Origin of the sequence: Streptomyces sp. NPDC096013 (genome assembly GCF_044763565.1) — a bacterium.
In the GTDB taxonomy this organism is placed as follows: Bacteria; Actinomycetota; Actinomycetes; order Streptomycetales; family Streptomycetaceae; genus Streptomyces.
In genome coordinates this window covers 760,508-778,986 of sequence record NZ_JBIWGK010000001.1, presented here as the reverse complement: position 1 = coordinate 778,986, position 18,479 = coordinate 760,508, and the positions used below count along the sequence as shown (strand labels likewise).

General features: G+C 69.6%; 18 protein-coding genes. 11 read left to right on the top strand and 7 right to left on the bottom strand.

All coding sequences use genetic code 11. The features are described 5' to 3' along the window. Window positions 1-51: 51 nt before the first annotated feature. The 9 genes from ACIRB1_RS03500 (at window position 52) to ACIRB1_RS03460 (ending at window position 11,015) form a co-directional block, all read left to right on the top strand. Window positions 52-966 (top strand): dihydrodipicolinate synthase family protein, encoded by a 915-nt coding sequence (locus ACIRB1_RS03500; protein WP_403464422.1) that lies wholly within the window; start codon window positions 52-54, stop codon window positions 964-966. A gap of 40 nt (window positions 967-1,006) precedes the next feature. Continuing rightward, window positions 1,007-2,008, top strand: a complete 1,002-nt coding sequence (locus ACIRB1_RS03495) for a proline racemase family protein (RefSeq protein WP_352180993.1) — start codon at window positions 1,007-1,009, stop codon at window positions 2,006-2,008. 50 nt (window positions 2,009-2,058) lie between these two features. Beyond that, the gene (locus ACIRB1_RS03490) at window positions 2,059-2,754 is read left to right on the top strand and encodes a GntR family transcriptional regulator (protein ID WP_352180994.1); all 696 of its coding nucleotides are present in this window, start codon (window positions 2,059-2,061) and stop codon (window positions 2,752-2,754) included. 82 nt (window positions 2,755-2,836) lie between these two features. Further along, the gene (locus tag ACIRB1_RS03485) at window positions 2,837-3,835 is read left to right on the top strand and encodes a LacI family DNA-binding transcriptional regulator (RefSeq protein WP_352180995.1); all 999 of its coding nucleotides are present in this window, start codon (window positions 2,837-2,839) and stop codon (window positions 3,833-3,835) included. Between the two features lie 110 nt (window positions 3,836-3,945). Beyond that, complete coding sequence (locus ACIRB1_RS03480; RefSeq protein ID WP_352180996.1) at window positions 3,946-5,292, top strand: extracellular solute-binding protein; 1,347 nt, start codon at window positions 3,946-3,948, stop codon at window positions 5,290-5,292. A 5-nt stretch (window positions 5,293-5,297) separates the two neighbouring features. Next, complete coding sequence (locus tag ACIRB1_RS03475; protein ID WP_403464421.1) at window positions 5,298-6,254, top strand: carbohydrate ABC transporter permease; 957 nt, start codon at window positions 5,298-5,300, stop codon at window positions 6,252-6,254. Beyond that, a complete protein-coding gene (locus ACIRB1_RS03470; protein WP_328827368.1) occupies window positions 6,251-7,126 on the top strand; it encodes a carbohydrate ABC transporter permease in 876 nt (291 codons plus the stop codon). The genes ACIRB1_RS03475 and ACIRB1_RS03470 overlap by 4 nt, the downstream gene beginning before the upstream one ends. Before the next feature lie 40 nt (window positions 7,127-7,166). Next, entirely contained in the window at window positions 7,167-8,768 is a 1,602-nt protein-coding gene (locus ACIRB1_RS03465; protein WP_352180998.1) for a glycoside hydrolase family 13 protein, read from the top strand. Window positions 8,769-8,834: 66 nt separating this feature from the next. Continuing rightward, window positions 8,835-11,015, top strand: coding sequence for a discoidin domain-containing protein (locus ACIRB1_RS03460; RefSeq protein ID WP_403464420.1), 2,181 nt, complete (start codon window positions 8,835-8,837; stop codon window positions 11,013-11,015). On the opposite strand, the gene ACIRB1_RS03455 is transcribed toward ACIRB1_RS03460, so the two are convergent. Genes ACIRB1_RS03455 through ACIRB1_RS03440 form a run of 4 tightly spaced genes read right to left on the bottom strand, consistent with a single transcriptional unit; the run spans window position 11,005 to window position 14,346 of the window. Continuing rightward, window positions 11,005-11,811: an ABC transporter ATP-binding protein gene (locus ACIRB1_RS03455; RefSeq protein WP_403464419.1), complete on the bottom strand. Its 807-nt coding sequence runs from the start codon at window positions 11,809-11,811 to the stop codon at window positions 11,005-11,007. The genes ACIRB1_RS03460 and ACIRB1_RS03455 overlap by 11 nt on opposite strands. 20 nt (window positions 11,812-11,831) lie before the next feature. Further along, window positions 11,832-12,611 (bottom strand): ABC transporter permease, encoded by a 780-nt coding sequence (locus tag ACIRB1_RS03450; RefSeq protein WP_403464418.1) that lies wholly within the window; start codon window positions 12,609-12,611, stop codon window positions 11,832-11,834. Then, entirely contained in the window at window positions 12,608-13,381 is a 774-nt protein-coding gene (locus ACIRB1_RS03445; protein ID WP_403464417.1) for an ABC transporter permease, read from the bottom strand. Before ACIRB1_RS03445 ends, ACIRB1_RS03450 begins: the two co-directional genes overlap by 4 nt. Beyond that, window positions 13,378-14,346 (bottom strand): ABC transporter substrate-binding protein, encoded by a 969-nt coding sequence (locus ACIRB1_RS03440; RefSeq protein ID WP_403464416.1) that lies wholly within the window; start codon window positions 14,344-14,346, stop codon window positions 13,378-13,380. The genes ACIRB1_RS03445 and ACIRB1_RS03440 overlap by 4 nt, the downstream gene beginning before the upstream one ends. Before the next feature lie 200 nt (window positions 14,347-14,546). Here ACIRB1_RS03440 and ACIRB1_RS03435 point away from each other — a divergent pair, with 200 nt between their 5' ends. Then, on the top strand, window positions 14,547-15,320 hold the full coding sequence (locus tag ACIRB1_RS03435; RefSeq protein WP_403464415.1) for an IclR family transcriptional regulator C-terminal domain-containing protein: 774 nt from the start codon (window positions 14,547-14,549) through the stop codon (window positions 15,318-15,320). On the opposite strand, the gene ACIRB1_RS03430 is transcribed toward ACIRB1_RS03435, so the two are convergent. From ACIRB1_RS03430 to ACIRB1_RS03420, 3 genes are read right to left on the bottom strand one after another with little or no spacing between them, the layout of a single operon-like run. Beyond that, on the bottom strand, window positions 15,271-16,206 hold the full coding sequence (locus ACIRB1_RS03430; RefSeq protein ID WP_403464414.1) for a PDR/VanB family oxidoreductase: 936 nt from the start codon (window positions 16,204-16,206) through the stop codon (window positions 15,271-15,273). The two genes, ACIRB1_RS03435 and ACIRB1_RS03430, sit on opposite strands and share 50 nt — an antisense overlap. Continuing rightward, window positions 16,203-16,382 carry a hypothetical protein gene (locus tag ACIRB1_RS03425; RefSeq protein ID WP_403464413.1) on the bottom strand — a complete coding sequence of 60 codons (180 nt, stop codon included), beginning with the start codon at window positions 16,380-16,382 and terminating at the stop codon, window positions 16,203-16,205. The genes ACIRB1_RS03430 and ACIRB1_RS03425 overlap by 4 nt, the downstream gene beginning before the upstream one ends. Continuing rightward, window positions 16,379-17,443: a Rieske 2Fe-2S domain-containing protein gene (locus tag ACIRB1_RS03420; protein ID WP_403464412.1), complete on the bottom strand. Its 1,065-nt coding sequence runs from the start codon at window positions 17,441-17,443 to the stop codon at window positions 16,379-16,381. Before ACIRB1_RS03420 ends, ACIRB1_RS03425 begins: the two co-directional genes overlap by 4 nt. Window positions 17,444-17,623: 180 nt before the next feature. Between ACIRB1_RS03420 and ACIRB1_RS03415 the strand changes: the two genes are divergently transcribed. Then, window positions 17,624-18,301 carry a hypothetical protein gene (locus tag ACIRB1_RS03415; protein WP_403464411.1) on the top strand — a complete coding sequence of 226 codons (678 nt, stop codon included), beginning with the start codon at window positions 17,624-17,626 and terminating at the stop codon, window positions 18,299-18,301. Window positions 18,302-18,479: the final 178 nt, after the last annotated feature.

Genomic DNA, 18,479 nt, shown 5'->3' with positions numbered 1-18,479 from the left:
CACCGCTCGCCCATCAGTAAAATGTCACACCCCATTGAGAGGGAACTGCTCATGACCTCCACGTCCACCGCCGCCTCCACCGCGAACCGCCCCTGGCGCGGCGTCCTCGTCGCCACCGCGCTCCCGCTGACCGACGAACTCGCCGTCGACTACGACAAGTTCGCCGAGCACTGCGCCTGGCTGGTCGACAACGGCTGTGACGGTGTCGTCCCGAACGGTTCGCTGGGCGAGTACCAGGTGCTCACCCCTGAGGAGCGTGCCAAGGTCGTCGAGACGGCCGTCGCCGCGATCGGCGGTGCCCGGGTGATGCCCGGTGTCGCCGCCTACGGTTCCGCCGAGTCCCGCCGCTGGGCCGAGCAGGCCCGCGACGCCGGCTGCGCCTCCGTGATGCTGCTGCCGCCCAACGCCTATCGCGCCGACGAGCGTTCGGTCCTCGCGCACTACGCGGAGGTCGCGAAGGCGGGCGTGCCGATCGTGGCGTACAACAACCCCATCGACACCAAGGTCGACCTGGTGCCGGAACTGCTCGCGAAGCTGCACGGCGAGGGGTGCATCCAGGCCGTGAAGGAGTTCTCCGGTGACGTCCGGCGGGCGTACCAGCTCGCCGAACTCGCCCCCGAACTGGACCTGTTGATCGGTGCCGACGACGTCCTGCTGGAGCTGGCGCTCGCGGGTGCGAAGGGGTGGGTGGCCGGTTACCCGAACGCGCTGCCCGCCGCGAGCGTCGAGCTGTACCACGCGGCCGTCGACGGCGACCTGGCCACCGCGAAGAAGCTGTACGAGCAGCTGCACCCGCTGCTGCGCTGGGACTCCAAGGTCGAGTTCGTGCAGGCCATCAAGCTGTCCATGGACATCGTGGGCCGGCACGGCGGCCCGGTGCGTCCGCCGCGCGTCCCCCTGCTGCCCGAGCAGGAGGCGGCCGTGCGGTCGGCCACCGAGAGGGCGGTCGCGGCGGGGCTCGCGTAGGCAACGGCACCATGGTCCACCGGCATTCACCAGGAGCGTCATGCGCAGCAAACTCGTCCTGCACGCCGTCGACTCGCACACCGAGGGCATGCCTACCCGCGTGATCACCGGCGGGATCGGCACCATCCCCGGCGCGACCATGAACGAGCGGCGGCTGTACTTCCGCGAACACCGCGACCACATCCGGCAGTTCCTCATGAACGAGCCGCGTGGCCACTCCGCGATGAGCGGTGCCGTCCTCCAGCCGCCGACCCGCCCCGACTGCGACTGGGGCGTCGTCTACATCGAGGTCTCCGGCTATCTGCCGATGTGCGGGCACGGCACGATCGGTGTCGCCACCGTGCTCGTCGAGACCGGCATGGTCGAGGTCGTCGAACCGGTCACCACCATCCGGCTCGACACCCCGGCCGGACTCGTCGTCGCCGAGGTCGCCGTGGAGGACGGCGCCGCGCGGCACGTCACCCTCAGGAACGTCCCGTCGTTCTCCGTCGGCCTGGACCGCGAGATCACCCTCGCCGACGGGCGGACGGTGACATACGACATGGCATACGGCGGCAACTTCTACGCCATCCTGCCGCTGGACGAGTTCGGGCTGCCCTTCGACCGAGCCCGCAAGGACGACATCATCAAGGCGGGCCTGTCCCTCATGGAGGCGATCAACGCCAAGGACGAGCCCGTCCACCCCGAGGACCCCTCGATCCGCGGCTGCCACCACGTCCACCTGTACGCACCCGGCGCCACCGCCCGCCACTCCCGGCACGCGATGGCGATCCACCCGGGCTGGTTCGACCGCTCGCCCTGCGGCACGGGCACCAGCGCCCGCATGGCGCAGCTCCACGCGCGCGGTGAACTCCCGCTGCACACCGAGTTCGTGAACGAGTCCTTCATCGGCACCCGGTTCACCGGACGACTGCTCGACACCACCGAGGTCGCCGGCGTCCCGGCCGTCCTGCCCAGCTTCACCGGCCGCGCCTGGATCACCGGCACCGCCCAGTACCTGCTCGACCCCACCGACCCGTTCCCGGGCGGATTCGTCCTCTAGCCCGGGGATAATGGCGGGTCACGCGTGACATTGCACCACGAGGAGATTCGATGGCCGTCCAGCGCGCCAGCGCCCCGCCCCCCACCGCTCCGGATCTGCCCACGCTGGGCGGCAGGAAGAGCAGCTACCGCGAGCGGGTCGTCGACGCGCTGCGGGCCGCGATGATCGCGGGTGAGCTGCGGCCCGGCGAGGTCTACTCCGCGCCGACGCTCGCCGCCCGCTTCGGCGTCTCGGCGACCCCGGTGCGCGAGGCCATGCTGGACCTGGCCAAGGAGGGGCTGGTCGACACGGTCCCGAACAAGGGGTTCCGGGTCACCGCCGTCTCCGAGAAGCAGCTCGACGAGTACACCCAGATCCGCGCCCTGATCGAGATCCCCACGGTGGTGGGGCTGGCCGGGAGCGCCGACCCCGTCTCGCTGGAGGCGCTGCGCCCGGCCGCCCGGGAGATCGTCCACGCGGCCGTGGCCGGCGACCTCATCGCCTACGTCGAGGCCGACACCCGCTTCCATCTCGGACTGCTCGCGCTCGCGGGCAACGGCCACCTCGTCGAGGTCGTGGGTGATCTGCGGGGGCGCTCGCGCCTCTACGGGCTGACCGCGCTCGTCGAGGCAGGACGTCTCCTGGCCTCCGCCCAGGAGCACTTGGAGCTGCTGGACGCGCTGTCGGACCGTGACGAGCGGGCCGTGCGTGAGATCATGACCCGGCATCTGGGGCACGTCCGCGGACTGTGGGCCGCCCACGACTGACCGGGGCCGGGAGCCGGGATCGGCTTGATCCGACCGCCGCATAACGCAAACCACTTGCGTATCTTGCGCTATTCTTGCGCACATGACGCGACGACTTGCTGAGGTGGCGAAGAAGGTCGGGGTCAGCGAGGCCACGGTCAGCCGGGTGCTCAACGGCAAACCCGGTGTCTCCGAGCCCACCCGGCAGGCGGTGCTGTCGGCCCTCGACGTTCTCGGCTACGAACGGCCCACGCAACTGCGCGGCGAACGCGCGAGGCTCGTGGGCCTCGTGCTGCCCGAGCTTCAGAACCCCATCTTCCCCGCCTTCGCCGAGGTGATCGGCGGCGCGCTCGCCCAACTCGGCCTTACCCCGGTGCTCTGCACCCAGACCAAGGGCGGGGTCTCCGAGGCCGACTACGTGACCCTGCTGCTCCAGCAGCAGGTCTCCGGCGTCGTGTTCGCGGGTGGGCTCTACGCGCAGGCGGACGCCCCGCACGACCACTACCGGCTGCTCGCCGAGCGCAACATCCCGGTCGTCCTGGTCAACGCGGCCATCGACCACCTCGGTTTCCCGGCGGTCTCCTGCGACGACGCGGTCGCCGTCGAGCAGGCCTGGCGGCACCTCGCCTCCCTCGGCCACGAGCGCATCGGCCTCGTCCTCGGCCCCGCCGACCACATGCCCTCCGCACGGAAGCTGACCGCCGCCCGGGCCATCGCGGCGGACCTGCCGGACGAGTTCGTCGCCCGCGCGATCTTCTCCATCGAGGGAGGTCACGCCGCCGCCTCCCGGCTCATCGACCGGGGCGTCACCGGCATCATCTGCGCCAGCGACCCCCTCGCGCTGGGCGCGGTAAGGGCCGCCCGCCGCAAGGGACTTGACGTCCCTTCGGAAATTTCCGTCGTCGGTTACGACGACTCCGCCTTCATGAACTGCACCGAGCCCCCGCTGACCACCGTCCGCCAGCCCATCGAGGCCATGGGCCGGGCCGCAGTGGAACTGCTGAACTCACAGGTCGGCGGCACCGCCGTACCGGCCGAGGAGTTGCTCTTCGAACCGGAACTGGTAGTGCGTGGTTCCACCGCGCAAGCCCCGCGCGACTGACCGGCACTCTGCTGTCGAATAATTACAGATTCTGCGCGACATCTTGCGGACAGATGTCGGCGGTGCTTGAGTGTGCGGCGCCCACCGCTCCTGCCCAGAGGGGTCCACCGATGAGAAGCACCGGGTTCCGCCGCACCTTCGCCGCGATCGGCGTCTGTTCACTCGCGCTCACCGCCGCCGCCTGCGGGTCCGGCGACGACTCGGCGAGCGGCAAGACACGCATCACGGTCAACTGCGAGCCGCCCAAGAGCGCCAAGGTCGACCGCACGTTCTTCGACTCCGATGTCGCGGCCTTCGAGAAGAAGAACCCGGACATCGACGTCGTCACCCACGACGCGTTTCCCTGCCAGGATCCGAAGACCTTCGACGCCAAGCTCGCCGGCGGCCAGATGGAGGACGTGTTCTACACGTACTTCACCGACGCCAAGCACGTCGTCGACATCAACCAGGCGGCCGATCTCACGCCGTACATCAAGGAGTTGAAGAGCTACGACACGCTGCAGAAGCAGCTGCGGGACATCTACACCGTGGACGGCAAGATCTACGGCATCCCGCGCACCGGCTACTCGATGGGCCTGATCTACAACCGCAAGCTCTTCCAGCAGGCCGGTCTCGACCCGGACAAGGCGCCGACGACCTGGGCCGAGGTCCGGGCCGACGCCAAGAAGATCGCCGCGCTCGGCAACGGCACCGTCGGCTACGCCGACTACAGCGCCCAGAACCAAGGGGGTTGGCACTTCACCGCCGAGATGTACTCCCAGGGCGGCGACGTCGTCGGCGCCGACGGCAAGAAGGCCACCATCGACACGCCCCAGGGCCACGCCGTGCTCCAGAACCTGCACGACATGCGCTGGACCGACAACTCGATGGGCAGCAAGCAGCTCCTCGTCATCAACGACGTGCAGCAGCTGATGGGTTCGGGCAAGCTCGGCATGTACCTCTCCGCCCCGGACAACATCCCGATCCTGGTCAAGGAGAAGGGCGGCAACTACGACGACCTCGCCCTCGGCCCGATGCCCGGCGGTCAGGGCACGCTCATCGGCGGCGACGGCTACATGTTCAACAAGCACGACACGCCCGCCCAGATCCGCGCCGGCCTCAAGTGGCTCGACAGCATGTTCCTCACCCCCGGCAGCGGCTTCCTCGGTGACTACGCCCGCGCCAAGAAGGCCAACGCACCCGTCGGGCTGCCCGAGCCGCGGCTGTTCACCGGCGCCGCCGACGCCAAGGACCAGCAGGTCAAGAAGGCCAACGCCAACGTCCCGGTGCAGAACTACCAGTCCTTCCTCGACGGCAACCAGTCGCTCCAGATGAAGATCGAGCCGCCGGACGCGCAGCAGATCTACTCCGTCCTCGACGGGGCCGTCTCCGCCGTCCTCACCAAGAAGGACGCGAACATCGACCAGCTCCTCAAGGACGCCTCCGGAAAGATCGACGGCATCCTGGCGCGGGGCTGACCCCGATGACCCGAACGGCCATCAGGCGACCCGTCGAGACGACCGACGTACGGCAGGTCAAGGCGCCGCCCCCGGCAGGGGGCCAGGGGCGGCGCCGCCTCCTCGACCAGGCCCGCGCCTACGCCTTCCTCATCGGCGGCCTGATCTGCTTCGCCCTGTTCTCCTGGTACCCGGCGATCCGCGCGGTCGTGATCGCCTTCCAGAAGTACACGCCCGGCTCCCCGCCCGAGTGGGTCGGCACCGCCAACTTCACCCAGGTCTGGCACGACCCCGAGTTCGCCGACGCCTGGCGGAACACGCTCGTCTTCACCGTGCTCGCGCTGCTCATCGGCTTCGCGATCCCCTTCGTACTCGCCCTGGTCCTCAACGAGTTGCGGCACTGGAAGGCGTTCTTCAGGGTCGTCGTCTACCTCCCGGTGATGATCCCGCCAGTGGTGACGGCCCTGCTGTGGAAGTGGTTCTACGACCCGGGAGCCGGCCTCGCCAACGAGACGCTGCGCTTCCTGCACCTGCCGACCTCGAACTGGTCCAACGGCACCGACACCGCCCTCGTCTCCCTGGTGATCGTGGCCACGTGGGCCAACCTGGGCGGCACCGTCCTGATCTACCTGGCCGCCCTCCAGTCCATCCCGGGCGAGCTGTACGAGGCGGCCGAACTGGACGGCGCGAGCCTGCTGCAACGCGTACGGCATGTGACGGTCCCTCAGACCCGGTTCGTCATCCTGATGCTGATGCTCCTTCAGATCATTGCCACGATGCAGGTGTTCACCGAACCGTTCGTCATCACCGGCGGCGGACCGGAGAGCGCCACCGTCACCGTCCTCTACCTGATCTACAAATACGCCTTCCTCTACAACGACTTCGGCGGCGCCTGCGCGCTCAGCGTGATGCTCCTCGTGCTGCTCGGTGTCTTCTCGGCCCTCTATCTGCGGCTGACCCGATCCGGAGAGGACGACCTGTGACCACCCGCACGCTGCTCTCCCCGGCGAGCCTCGCCCGACCGCGCGGCAGGGCCGTCTACTGGACCGTGTTCACCGGCGTCGTCGTGCTCTTCGCCCTCGCCTTCCTCTTCCCGGTCTACTGGATGGTGACCGGCGCGATGAAGTCGCCGGACGAGATCGCGCAGACCCCGCCCACGATCGTGCCCCACCACCTGCACATCAGCGGCTACACCGACGCCTGGGACCTGATGCAGCTCCCGGAACACCTGTGGAACACGGTGGTCCAGGCCGCCGGCGCCTGGGCGTTCCAGCTGGTCCTGTGCACGGCCGCCGCCTACGCCCTGTCCAAGCTGAAGCCCGCCTTCGGCAAGGTGATCCTCGGCGGCATCCTGGCGACGCTGATGGTCCCGGCGCAGGCACTGGTCGTACCCAAGTACCTGACCGCCGCCGACCTCCCGCTGATCCACACCAGCCTGCTCAACAGCCCGCTCGGCATCTGGCTGCCGGCCGTCGCCAACGCCTTCAACCTCTATCTCCTCAAGCGGTTCTTCGACCAGCTCCCGCGCGACGTCATGGAGGCCGCCGAGATCGACGGCGCCGGGAAACTCCGCATCCTGTGGTCCATCGTGCTGCCCATGTCCCGGCCGGTGCTCGGCGTGGTGTCGATCTTCGCGCTCGTCGCCGTCTGGCAGGACTTCCTGTGGCCGCTGATGGTCTTCTCCGACACCGACAAGCAACCGATCAGCGTGGCACTCGTCCAGCTGTCCCAGAACATCCAACTGACCGTGCTCATCGCGGCGATGGTGATCGCGAGCATCCCCATGGTCGCGATGTTCCTGGTCTTCCAGCGGCACATCATCGCCGGGATCAGCGCGGGCAGCACGAAGGGCTGACACCGCCCCCTTCGACGCCCCCGACAGAAAGGCCAGCACCGTGGGACAGCCCACCCCTGCCCAGAGCCACGACGAATGGTGGCGCACCGCCGTCATCTACCAGGTCTACGTCCGCAGCTTCGCGGACGGCGACGGCGACGGCACCGGCGACCTCGCGGGCGTCCGCTCCCGACTGCCGTATCTCGCCGAACTCGGCGTGGACGCCCTGTGGTTCAACCCCTGGTACCTGTCACCGATGAAGGACGGCGGCTACGACGTCGCCGACTACCGCGCCATCGACCCGGCCTTCGGATCGCTCGCCGAGGCGGAGAAACTCATCGCCGAGGCACGGGAGTTGGGCATTCGCACGATCGTCGACATCGTGCCCAACCACGTCTCCGACCAGCACCCGTGGTTCCGTGCCGCCCTCGCGGGCGGGCCGGAACGCGAGCTGTTCCACTTCCGTCCGGGGCGCGGCGAGCACGGTGAACTCCCGCCCAACGACTGGCCGTCGCAGTTCGCCGGCTCCACCGAACCGGTGTGGACCCGGCTGCCCGACGGCGACTGGTACCTCCACCTGTTCACCCCCGAGCAGCCCGACCTCAACTGGGCCCATCCGGCGGTGCGTCAGGAGCACGAGGACATCCTGCGCTTCTGGTTCGAGCGCGGCGTCGAGGGCGTCCGCATCGACTCGGCCGCCCTGCTCGCCAAGGACCCGGACCTGCCCGACTTCGTCGAGGGCCGCGACCCGAACCCCTTCGTCGACCGCGACGAACTCCACGACATCTACCGCTCCTGGCGGGCCGTCGCCGACGAGTACGACGCCGTCTTCGTCGGCGAGGTCTGGCTCCCCGACACCGAGCGCTTCGCCCGCTATCTGCGCCCCGACGAGCTGCACACCGCCTTCAACTTCTCGTTCCTGTCCTGCCCCTGGGACCCGGACCGGCTGCGCGCCTCGATCGACGAGACGCTCGCCGAACACGCCCCGATCGGCGCACCCGCCACCTGGGTGCTGTGCAACCACGACGTGACCCGCACGGTCACCCGCTACGGCCGCGAGGACACCGGCTTCGACTTCGCGACCAAGGCCTTCGGCACCCCGACCGACCTCGCCCTCGGCACCCGGCGCGCCCGGGCCGCCGCCCTGCTGTCGCTGGCCCTGCCCGGGGTCGTCTACCTCTACCAGGGGGAGGAGCTGGGGCTGCCCGAGGTCGAGCTGCCCGCCGACCGTATTCAGGATCCGATGTACTTCCGGTCCGGTGGCACCGACCCCGGCCGGGACGGCTGCCGGGTGCCGCTGCCCTGGGTCGAGGGGGACCCGTACGCGGGCTTCGGTTCGCGCGGTGAGCCGTGGCTGCCGCAGCCGGCCGGCTGGACATCGTATGCGGTCGACCGTCAGCAGCGGACCGTCGACTCCATGCTCAACCTGTACCGCGACGCGATCCGCCTCAGGCCGGTCTTCGGCGACGGCCCCCTCACCTGGCTGCCCGCCCCCGACGGCGTGCTCGCCTTCGCCCGCGCGGAGGGCGTGATCTGTGTGGTCAACCTCGCCGACACGCCCGCCGACCTCCCCGCGCACACCCGGCTCCTGCTCACCAGCGGCCCCCTGGACGACCAGGGCCGGCTGCCGCGGGACACGGCGGCCTGGCTGCACACCGCGTAACCGCCGGCCCCCGGGCCGCCACCCCGCATCCGCTATCCCCGCACCCCACCTCGAAGGGATCAGCACATGCACAGCACCACCTTCCGCCATGTCAGGCGCATGCCAATCATCGGTACGGCCGTGGCGCTCGCCGCCGGCACGCTCGTCGCCCTGGCTCCCGCCGCCGCCCACGCGGCCTCGGGCGCCTCCCTCCCCTTCACCTCCGTCGAGGCCGAGTCGGCCACCACCACCGGCACGAAGATCGGCCCCGACTACACACAGGGGACCGTCGCCTCCGAGGCGTCCGGGCGGCAGGCGGTACGGCTCGGGTCCGGGCAGCGGGTCGAGTTCACCGTGCCGCGCGCGGCCAACGCCGTGAACGTGTCCTACAACATCCCGGACGGCCAGAGCGGCAGCCTCGACGTGTACGTCAACGGCGTCAAGATCAGCAGAACGCTCCCGGTGACGTCCAAGTACTCCTACGTCGACACCAGTTGGATCGCCGGCGCCAAGACGCACCACTTCTTCGACAACGCGCGCCTCCAGCTCGGCCAGAACGTGCAGCAGGGCGACAAGGTCGCGTTCGTGGCGACGGGGGTCCAAGTCACCGTCGACGTCGCCGACTTCGAGCAGGTCGCCGGGGCCGCCACACAGCCCGCCGGTTCGGTGTCAGTGGTCTCCAAGGGTGCCGACCCCAGCGGCGCGGGCGACTCCACCCAGGCCTTCCGGGACGCCATCTCCGCCGCGCAAGGGGGAGTGGTGTGGATCCCGCCGGGCGACTACCGGCTCACCTCCTCGCTCAGCGGTGTGCAGAACGTGACGTTGCAGGGCGCCGGTCAGTGGTACTCGGTCGTGCACACCTCCCGCTTCATCGACCAGTCCAGTTCCTCCGGCGGCGTCCACATCAAGGACTTCGCGGTCATCGGCGAGGTCACCGAACGCGTCGACTCCAACCCGGACAACTTCGTCAACGGTTCGCTCGGACCGGGCAGTTCGGTCTCCGGGATGTGGATCCAGCACCTCAAGGTCGGCCTCTGGCTGACCGGCAACAACGACAACCTCGTCGTCGAGAACAACCGCATCCTCGACACCACCGCCGACGGCCTCAACCTCAACGGCAACGCCCATGGCGTGATCGTCCGCAACAACTTCCTCCGCAACCAGGGCGACGACTCCCTCGCCATGTGGTCGCTCAACTCCGCGGACACCAACAGCAGTTTCGAGAACAACACCATCTCGCAGCCCAACCTCGCGAACGGCATCGCGATCTACGGCGGCACGAACATCGCCGTCAGGAACAACCTGGTCTCCGACACCAACGCCCTCGGCAGCGGCATCGCGATCTCCAACCAGAAGTTCCTCGACCCCTTCTCCCCACTCGCCGGAACGATCACGGTCGACGGCAACACCCTTGTCCGCACCGGCGCGATCAACCCCAACTGGGGCCATCCCATGGGCGCGTTGCGCGTCGACTCCTACGACAGCGCGGTCAACGCCACCGTCAACATCACCAACACGACCATCACCAACAGCCCGTACAGCGCCTTCGAGTTCGTGTCGGGCGGCGGGCACGGATACTCGACCGGCAACGTCACCGTCAGCGGGGCGAGCGTGCAGAACACCGGCACGGTCGTCGTCCAGGCCGAGGCGCAGGGCGCGGCCAAGTTCAGCAACGTCCAGGCAAGCGGGGTCGGTGCGGCCGGTATCTACAACTGCCCCTACCCGTCCGGCTCCGGGGTCTTCACCCTCACCGACGGCGGCGGCAACTCCGGCTGGAGCAGCACCTGGTCGGACTGCTCGACCTGGCCGCAGCCCGGCCAGGGCAACCCGCCCCCGGACCAGAACACCAACCTCGCCAAGGGCCGCCCGGCCACCGCGACCGGCTCGCAGGACGTCTACATGCCCGGCAAGGCGGTCGACGGGGACGCGAACTCCTACTGGGAGTCCACCAACAACGCCTTCCCGCAGGCCCTGACGGTCGACCTCGGCTCCAGCCAGGCCGTGCGCAGGCTGGTGTTGAAGCTGCCGCCGTCGTCCGCGTGGGGCGCGCGCACGCAGACGCTGTCCGTGCTGGGCAGCACCGACGGCTCGGCCTACTCGACCGTCGTCGGCTCCACCGGCTATCGCTTCGACCCCGCGTCCGGCAACACGGTCACCGTGGCCCTGCCCAGCGGCACAAACCTGCGCTACGTGCGGCTCAACGTCACCGCCAACACCGGCTGGCCCGCGGCCCAGTTGAGTGAAGTGGAGGCGTACCTCACTTCGTGAGCCGGTCCTGCACCGGGAGGCTTCCGCGCTTCGCCGCCTGGATCTGCTCGTAGATGTGGGTCCGCAGTTCGGCGAAGCGCGGGGCGACCCGCGTGTGCAACTGGTCGCGTTCCAAGGGCAGATCGACCTTCAGCTGCTCCTGGACGACGGTCGGGGACGCGGACAGCACGACCACGCGCTCGCCCAGGTACACGGCCTCGTCGATGTCGTGCGTGACGAAGAGGATCGTGATGCCGCGCTCCCGCCACAGCCCCCGTACCAGGTCCTCCAGATCGGCCCGGGTCTGCGCGTCGACCGCCGCGAACGGCTCGTCCATCAGCAGGACGTCGGGCTCATAGGCGAGCGCGCGGGCGATCGCGACCCGCTGCTGCATCCCGCCGGACAGCTGCCACGGATACGCGCCCGCGGCATCCGCCAGACCGACCGACTCCAACGCGTCCGCGACCAGTTCACGCCGCCGGGGCTTCGACAAGTCCTTCTGTTTCAAAGGGAGTTCGACGTTCTCGCCGACCCGCATCCAGGGGAAGAGGCTGCGCCCGTACTCCTGGAACACGAACGCCATGCCGGGCGGCGGGCCGGTCACCTTCTTGCCGCCCAGGAGGACTTCGCCCGCGGTGGGCGCGAGCAGGCCGCCCATGCACTTCAGCAGTGTCGTCTTGCCGCAGCCCGACGGGCCGACGAGGCAGACCAGTTCGCCGGCGTCGACGGTGAAGGTGAGGTCCCGCACCGCCTCCACCCGGCGACCGGAGCCCTCGTAGACCTTTCGCAGGCCGGATACGTCGAGTTGCGCGTGCATGGACCGCCCTTTCATGAGCGTCACGAGGACCGGCGGGTGGCGGCGCGCAGGCCGTGGTACCAGCCGAGCACCCGCCGCTCGACCACCTGGAAGACGACGGAGAGCAGGAATCCCAGCATCCCGAGGACGAGGATGCCCGTCCACATGTCCGGTATGGCGAAGCTGCGTTGGAACTGGACGATGGTGAAACCGAGTCCGTCGGTGGCCGCGAACATCTCGCTGATGACCATGAGGATGATCCCGATGGACAGCGCCTGGCGCAGCCCCGCCAAGATCTGCGGGCTCGCCGAGCGCAGCACCAGCGAACGCAGCCGGGCGACACCCGTCACGCCGTAGGAGAGGGCTGTCTCCTTCATGACCGGGTCGACCGCGCGGACGCCCTCGACGGTGTTGAGGAGGACGGGCCAGACGCAGCCGCTTGCGATGACGACGATCTTCATCGTGTCGCCGATGCCCGCGAAGAGCATGATGACGGGGACCAGCACCGGTGGCGGAATGGCCCGCAGGAACTCCAGGACCGGTTCGCACACCGCGCGGACCCGGCGGTACGAGCCGATCACCGTGCCGAGCGCGACGCCCACGACGGCCGCGATGGCGTAACCGGCCGTGAGGCGCAGGATGCTGGGCAGCACGTCCGTCCTGAGCCTGTCGCCGGTCCATACGTCGGGGAAGGTCCTGAGGATCGTGCGCAGCGGCGGCCAGTACACATTGGTGCTGCCGTCCGAGGCCAGCCACCACAGGGCGATCAGGACGGCCGGGAGCGCGACGGCGAACAGCAGCCGGATCAGGGTCCGCCTCACACCGCCACCTCCCCGCGCACCGACTGGTGCCAGGCCAGTGCCCGCCGTTCCACGGCACGCGCGCCCACGTTGATGAGCAGTCCCAGCAGACCGGTCACCACGATCAGCGCGTACATCTCGGGCACGGCCTGCGAACTCTGTGCGACCGCGATGGTCGCGCCCAACCCCGGTGCGCCGATGACCAGTTCGGCGGTGATGGTGAGGATCAGCGCGACGGCCGCCGCGAGCCGCACACCCGTCATGACGTACGGCAGCGCACTCGGCCACAGCACGTGCCGGACCCGCGCCCAGGTGCCGAGACCGTACGACCGGGCCGTTTCCTCGGCGACCGGGTCCACGTCCTGGACGCCGTAGAGGACCTGGATCAGGATCTGCCAGAAGGAGGCGTAGACGACGAGCAGGAGCACCGACCTGAGTTCCGTGCCGTACAGCAGCACTGCCAGGGGGATCAGGGCGACCGACGGGATCGGGCGGAGGAACTCGACCGTGGAGGCCGTGGCCTCGCGGAGGTGGGGGACCACGGAGAGCAGGACGCCCACGACGATGCCCGCACCGACGGCGATCGCGAGGCCCAGGGCCCAGCCGGTCAGGGTGTCGCCGAGCGCGGACCAGAACGTGCTGTCCTTGAACTCGTCCCAGAACGCGGAGGCGATGCGGCTGGTCGGCGGGAAGTAGGCCCGCTTGACGATGCCGACGCGCGGCACGACCTCGCCGAGGGCGAGGAAGGCCGCGAGTCCGGCCGCACCGAGTGCGGTGTTCAGTCCCTTCACGGGAGCAGCTTGTCCAGGTCGGGGGCCGTCTTGAAGAGGCCGTCCGTCACGCTCAGCTGCTCCAGCGCCTCGATCGACGAACGGTTCGGGTCCGCGGGCCACTTGGGCAGGATCACCTTGGCCAGCACGCCGGCGGGGACCTTCGTGTAGGTGGCGACGATCTGCCTGACCTCGTCCGGATGGGCGTCGGCGTAGGCCAGGGATTCGGCGGTGGCCTCCTGGAACTCCTTCACGGTGTCCGGGTTCTTCGCGGCGTAGGCCTGCGAGGTGAAGTACATGGCGACGGTGAGGTTCTTCGCCACGTCGACCATCGGCCAGGCGATCTGCTGGGCGCCCTGGTCCAGCATGGTGGTGAGCGCGGGTTCGACGGCCATGGCGGCGTCGATCTGGCCCTTGTCGAGCGCGGCCGGCATCTGGTCGAAGGCCAGCTCGACGAACTTCACCTTGTCCGGGTCGCCGCCGGCCTTGCGGACGGATGCGCGGACGGCGGTCTCGTTGATGTTCTTCAGCGTGTTGACCGCGACCTTCTTGCCCTCCAGCTCCTTCGCCGACGTCAGGCCGCTCCCCTTCTTGACGACGAGCGCCCCGAAGTCCTTGCCGGAGACGCCCGTCGAGGCGACGCCGTTGGCGATGGCCCGCACCGGGACGTTCTGCGACTCGGCGAGCATCAGCGAGGTCATGTTGGAGAAGCCGAACTGGAACTGGCCGCTGACCACACCCGGCACGATCGCCGCGCCGCCCTGCGCGAGGGTCATCGAGAGCTTCAGGCCGTGCTTGCCGAAGAAGCCTTCCTTCTGGCCGAGGTAGAGCGGGGCGACATCGACGATGGGGATGACCCCCACCTTGACGGTCGTGGTCCCCCCGGACGACGCGCCCTTCGACGAACCCGATCCGCCGGACGAGCCACAGGCCGCGGTGGCGAACAGAAAGGTGCCGACCGTGAGACCGGCGAGCAGACGACGCATGGCTCCTCCTGTGCAGACAACGGTGTTCCGACAGGCTGTGCGCACAGCGCACAGGGGTGCTCTTCCTGGTGTTCAGCGGGAACGTAGAACCCGGCGTCCAACCGGGTCAATGGTTTGGCTAACAAAATTGTTGACAGTTATCGAAATGCGCTTCTACCGTGCTCCCGGGGCGCACCCCGTGTGCCCGACGGGAGGCGACGATGCCTGCGGCAGTCCGCGCACCGCACTTCGTGAGGTCCTTCGAACGCGGCCTCGCCGTCATCCGCTCCTTCGACGCCGAACACCCCGCGCGCACGCTCAGCGAGGTGGCCCGCGCCTGCGAACTGACCCGCGCGGCGGCCCGCCGACTGCTGCTGACCCTCGCCGACCTCGGCTACGTCCGCACCGACGGGCGGCTCTTCCGGCTCACCCCGCGCGTCCTGGAACTCGGCTACGCCTATCTCGCCGGCTCCACGCTGCCGCGGACCGCGGCCCCGCACCTGGAGCAACTCGTCGCCCGCACAGGGGAATCGGCGTCCCTGTGCGTCCTCGACGGCGACGACGCCGTGCACGTCGCCTGTCTGGCGGCCCGCCGGGTCCTGGCCGTCACCATCGCCGTGGGCACCCGGCAGCCCGCCCGCGCCACCGCCGCGGGCCGGGTGCTCCTCGCCCATCTGCCCGCCGGTGAACTGGCCACCCGGCGCCCAACCGGCGCGCTGCGCAGGGAACTTGACCGGATACGGCACGAGGGGCACGCACTCATGGACCCGGAGCTGGAGGAGGGACTCCGCGCGGTCGCCGCCCCGGTGCGGGACCGGGACGGCGCGGTGGTGGCCGGCGTGAGCATCGGGATGCCCGTCGGCCGGTGCTCCGCCGACGCCGTACGGCGGGACCTTCTGCCTCAACTCCTCGCCGCCGCGGCCCTGATCGACGACGACCTGAGGATCACAGGTCCAGCACGAGCCGCTTCCCCCGGCAGCGCGAGACGCAGATGAGCATCGTCTCCCCGGCCGCCCGCTCCTCTTCGCTCAGCACCGAGTCCCGGTGGTCCGGCACACCGTCCAGGACATCGGTCTCGCAGGTCCCGCAGGTGCCCTCGGTGCAGGAGAACAGCACCTCGACACCGGCGGCGCGCACGGTGTCGAGCACGGAGACGCCGATCGGCACGGTCAGCGTCCTGCCGCTCTGCTCCAGAACGACCTCGAACTCGCTGTCGGCGCCCACCACTTGGGCCTTCGGCTGGAACCGTTCCACGCGCAGGATGTCGCCGGGACACCGTGCCTCGACCGCGTCGAGCAGCGGCCCGGGACCGCAGCAGTAGACGAGGGTGCCGTCCGGGACGTCGTCGAGGACGGAGGGCAGGTCGAGCAGCCCTGTCTCGTCCTGCGGGGCGACGGTGACGCGGTCGCCGTAGCGCTCCAACTCCCGCGTGAACGCCAGGGAGTCGCGGGTGCGACCGCCGTAGAGCAGGCTCCACTCGGCGCCCGCCGCCTCGGCCGCGGCCAGCATCGGGAGCAGGGGTGTGATGCCGATGCCGCCCGCGACGAAGCGGTAGCGGGGGGCGGGCTCCAGGCGGAAGTGGTTGCGCGGACCGCGCACCCGTACCGTGTCGCCCTGCTCCAACTGCCCGTGCACGTAAGCCGATCCGCCGCGCCCGTCCGGCTCACGCAGCACCGCGATCCGCCACGCCGTACGGTCCGCCGGGTCGCCGCACAGCGAGTACTGGCGCTCCAGGCCGGGACCGAGCAGGACGTCGATGTGGGCGCCCGCCTCCCAGGCGGGGAGTTGCTCGCCGAGCGGATGGCGCAGGGTGAGGGCGAGGACGCCGTCGGCGGCGAACTCCCTTTTCTCCACGACGAGTTCGGCCTCGTGGTCGGTCATGTGCCGGCTCCCTGCGGATCGTCGGTCGCGTGGCCGCGGGGGTGGGCGAGCATCCACTCCCACATCTCGACCGGGTCCTGCGAGGTGTGCTCGCGGCCGCAGTGGCAGGTGCCGTGCAGGACGTCGGTGCCCGGCAGCCAGTCGATGCGGTAGACCTCGCCGGTCGGAGCGGTCACTGGACCCTCTCCACGGGCTTGGCGCCCTCCTCGACGAGACGGGCGAGGATACGGCGGGCGGCGAGACCGCCGGTGTCGATGTTGATGCTCAGCTCCTGATAGCCGCTGCGCTCCGAACCCAGCGTCCTCTGAAGGAGGTTGAGGGCGTCGACGTCCTGCATGACGACGGTGTGGTTGTTGCCCCGCAGGAACTCGGTGACCTCGGCGTCGGCCGTGGCCCAGTCGCGGGAGACCGCCCAGAAGTCGTAGACCTTGCCGTCCGAGGAGGGCGTGATGGCGTAGGTGATCTCGGTGTGGAAGCCGTTCGGGTCGCTGCCGTCCTCCTCGGGGACCACGCCGACCGGGGCGATGCGGCTGTGCAGCAGATACAGGCAGGGCGCGTGGTACTCGATGTCCTGCCAGCGGGTGATCCGCCCCTGTATTCCCGTGGACTTGGCGTAGAACGGCGGGCACTCGGCGTCGTCCATGTGCCGGCTCACCCGCACGACGCCGGCGCCCTCGTCGACCTCCGTGGTGATCGGGGTCTCGGCGACCTCGGGGGAGCCGATATAACCGCCGTGCAGATACGTCTCGTGGGACAGGTCGAGGAGGTTGTCGACGAGGAGGCCGAAGTCGGCGTCGATCGGCTCCATGCCGCTGACGGTGACCCAGTCGGGGGAGGCCAGGTGCGAGGCGCGGGGAATGATCGCCGGGTCCGCGAGCGCCGGGTCGCCGATCCACACCCAGATCAGCGCGTCCTGCTCGACCACGGGGTAGGAGGCGACGCGGGCGGTGCGGGGGACGCGTTTCTGGCCCGGCACGTACACGCAGGTGCCCGTCGTGTCGTAGGTGAAGCCGTGGTAGCCGCACACGACACGGTCCCCGTCGAGCCGGCTCTCGGAGAGCGGGAACCGGCGGTGCACACACCGGTCGTGGAGCGCTACGACGGTGCCGTCGTCCTCGGTGCGGTAGAAGACCAGGGGCTCACCGAGGATCGTCCGGCCGAGCAGGTCGCGGCCGACCTCGTGGCTGTAGGCGGCGACGTACCACTGGTTCCTGGCGAAGGCGGTCATGTGCGGCATGGGTGATCCCGTCCCTGTCGGCGGGGCTCCGTCGCCCCGCGTGCCGTGGTTGGAATCAGGGTCGTGACGGGGGCGGGGGCGCGGCAAGGCGGCTTCTGCCAGGCGGAAGGGTTTCGGGGCGGGGGTGGGCACGTACGGTGAGGGCGCGTCCGCCCCGCACTTGTTCGAAAGGCGCGTTCCTTGTCCTCGATCCTCTACCGACTGCGTGAGTCCTTCTCCGACGCACCGAATGCGGTGGCACGCGCGCGGGAGATCTCGCGCGAACTGGCCGACTGGACTTCGTGCCCTACGCCCCGAATGGAGCCGGTCGCCACAGCCGAGCAATACGCCTACGCCCTCTCCGCCTTCGACGCCGCCCGCATCCACGGGAACCAGGCAGAACCTGGCGTCGGACCCTGCCTGGACGAACTGCGGCGCCGCACCGTCGTCACGTTCGACAACGAAGAGCCGAACTCCTCGTTCGCCGGCTACGCGATACTCCGCCCCAACCTGATCGACCTCTGGCCGCTGCCCGAGAAGCTGACTCTCACTCTGGATTCGACCTCGCCCTTCGGCGATCCCTACAGCGAGCCTGACCCCGACTGCACCGAGGAGGAACTGGATGACATGGTTTCCGTTCTCGGGCTGTTGTCTCTGAACGTGGACTGGGACTGCGGCTGGCGCGGCCTGTCCGAGTCCAAGGACTGCGGCGTGCAAGTCTGCCTGAACAGCATCTGGACGCAGCAGACCACTGAGCCGTCCGTCGGCGAGTTCGGCGTCTGGATCTCCCTCGGCAACCGCATCGCCTGGACGACCGAAGGCGAGAACTGGCGCCGCGACTGCGGACTCTCTCTGGGCGGACCCCAGCAAGGCTGGTGACCGGGGCGCCGACGCCCGATCCACCTGGGTGCTCCGGCTGCCGACGGGAAGAAGGCCCCGTGTTTGCCGCCTGGTGTCGAACTCCGCTGCCGTGACGCCGAGTTGGCGCAGGCGAGCGAGGTAGTGCCGCACGGCGTCGCCCGCCGGGCCGGCAAGAGGCGGCTGTGGCGCGTACCCC

Coding starts and splice junctions, on each gene's coding strand:
- ACIRB1_RS03475 (WP_403464421.1), top strand. CDS start 5,298: ATGACCCGAACGGCCATCAGGCGACCCGTCGAGACGACCGACGTACGG.
- ACIRB1_RS03485 (WP_352180995.1), top strand. CDS start 2,837: ATGACGCGACGACTTGCTGAGGTGGCGAAGAAGGTCGGGGTCAGCGAG.
- ACIRB1_RS03435 (WP_403464415.1), top strand. CDS start 14,547: ATGCCTGCGGCAGTCCGCGCACCGCACTTCGTGAGGTCCTTCGAACGC.
- ACIRB1_RS03480 (WP_352180996.1), top strand. CDS start 3,946: ATGAGAAGCACCGGGTTCCGCCGCACCTTCGCCGCGATCGGCGTCTGT.
- ACIRB1_RS03430 (WP_403464414.1), bottom strand. CDS start 16,206: ATGACCGACCACGAGGCCGAACTCGTCGTGGAGAAAAGGGAGTTCGCC.
- ACIRB1_RS03495 (WP_352180993.1), top strand. CDS start 1,007: ATGCGCAGCAAACTCGTCCTGCACGCCGTCGACTCGCACACCGAGGGC.
- ACIRB1_RS03490 (WP_352180994.1), top strand. CDS start 2,059: ATGGCCGTCCAGCGCGCCAGCGCCCCGCCCCCCACCGCTCCGGATCTG.
- ACIRB1_RS03500 (WP_403464422.1), top strand. CDS start 52: ATGACCTCCACGTCCACCGCCGCCTCCACCGCGAACCGCCCCTGGCGC.
- ACIRB1_RS03455 (WP_403464419.1), bottom strand. CDS start 11,811: ATGCACGCGCAACTCGACGTATCCGGCCTGCGAAAGGTCTACGAGGGC.
- ACIRB1_RS03460 (WP_403464420.1), top strand. CDS start 8,835: ATGCACAGCACCACCTTCCGCCATGTCAGGCGCATGCCAATCATCGGT.
- ACIRB1_RS03440 (WP_403464416.1), bottom strand. CDS start 14,346: ATGCGTCGTCTGCTCGCCGGTCTCACGGTCGGCACCTTTCTGTTCGCC.
- ACIRB1_RS03420 (WP_403464412.1), bottom strand. CDS start 17,443: ATGCCGCACATGACCGCCTTCGCCAGGAACCAGTGGTACGTCGCCGCC.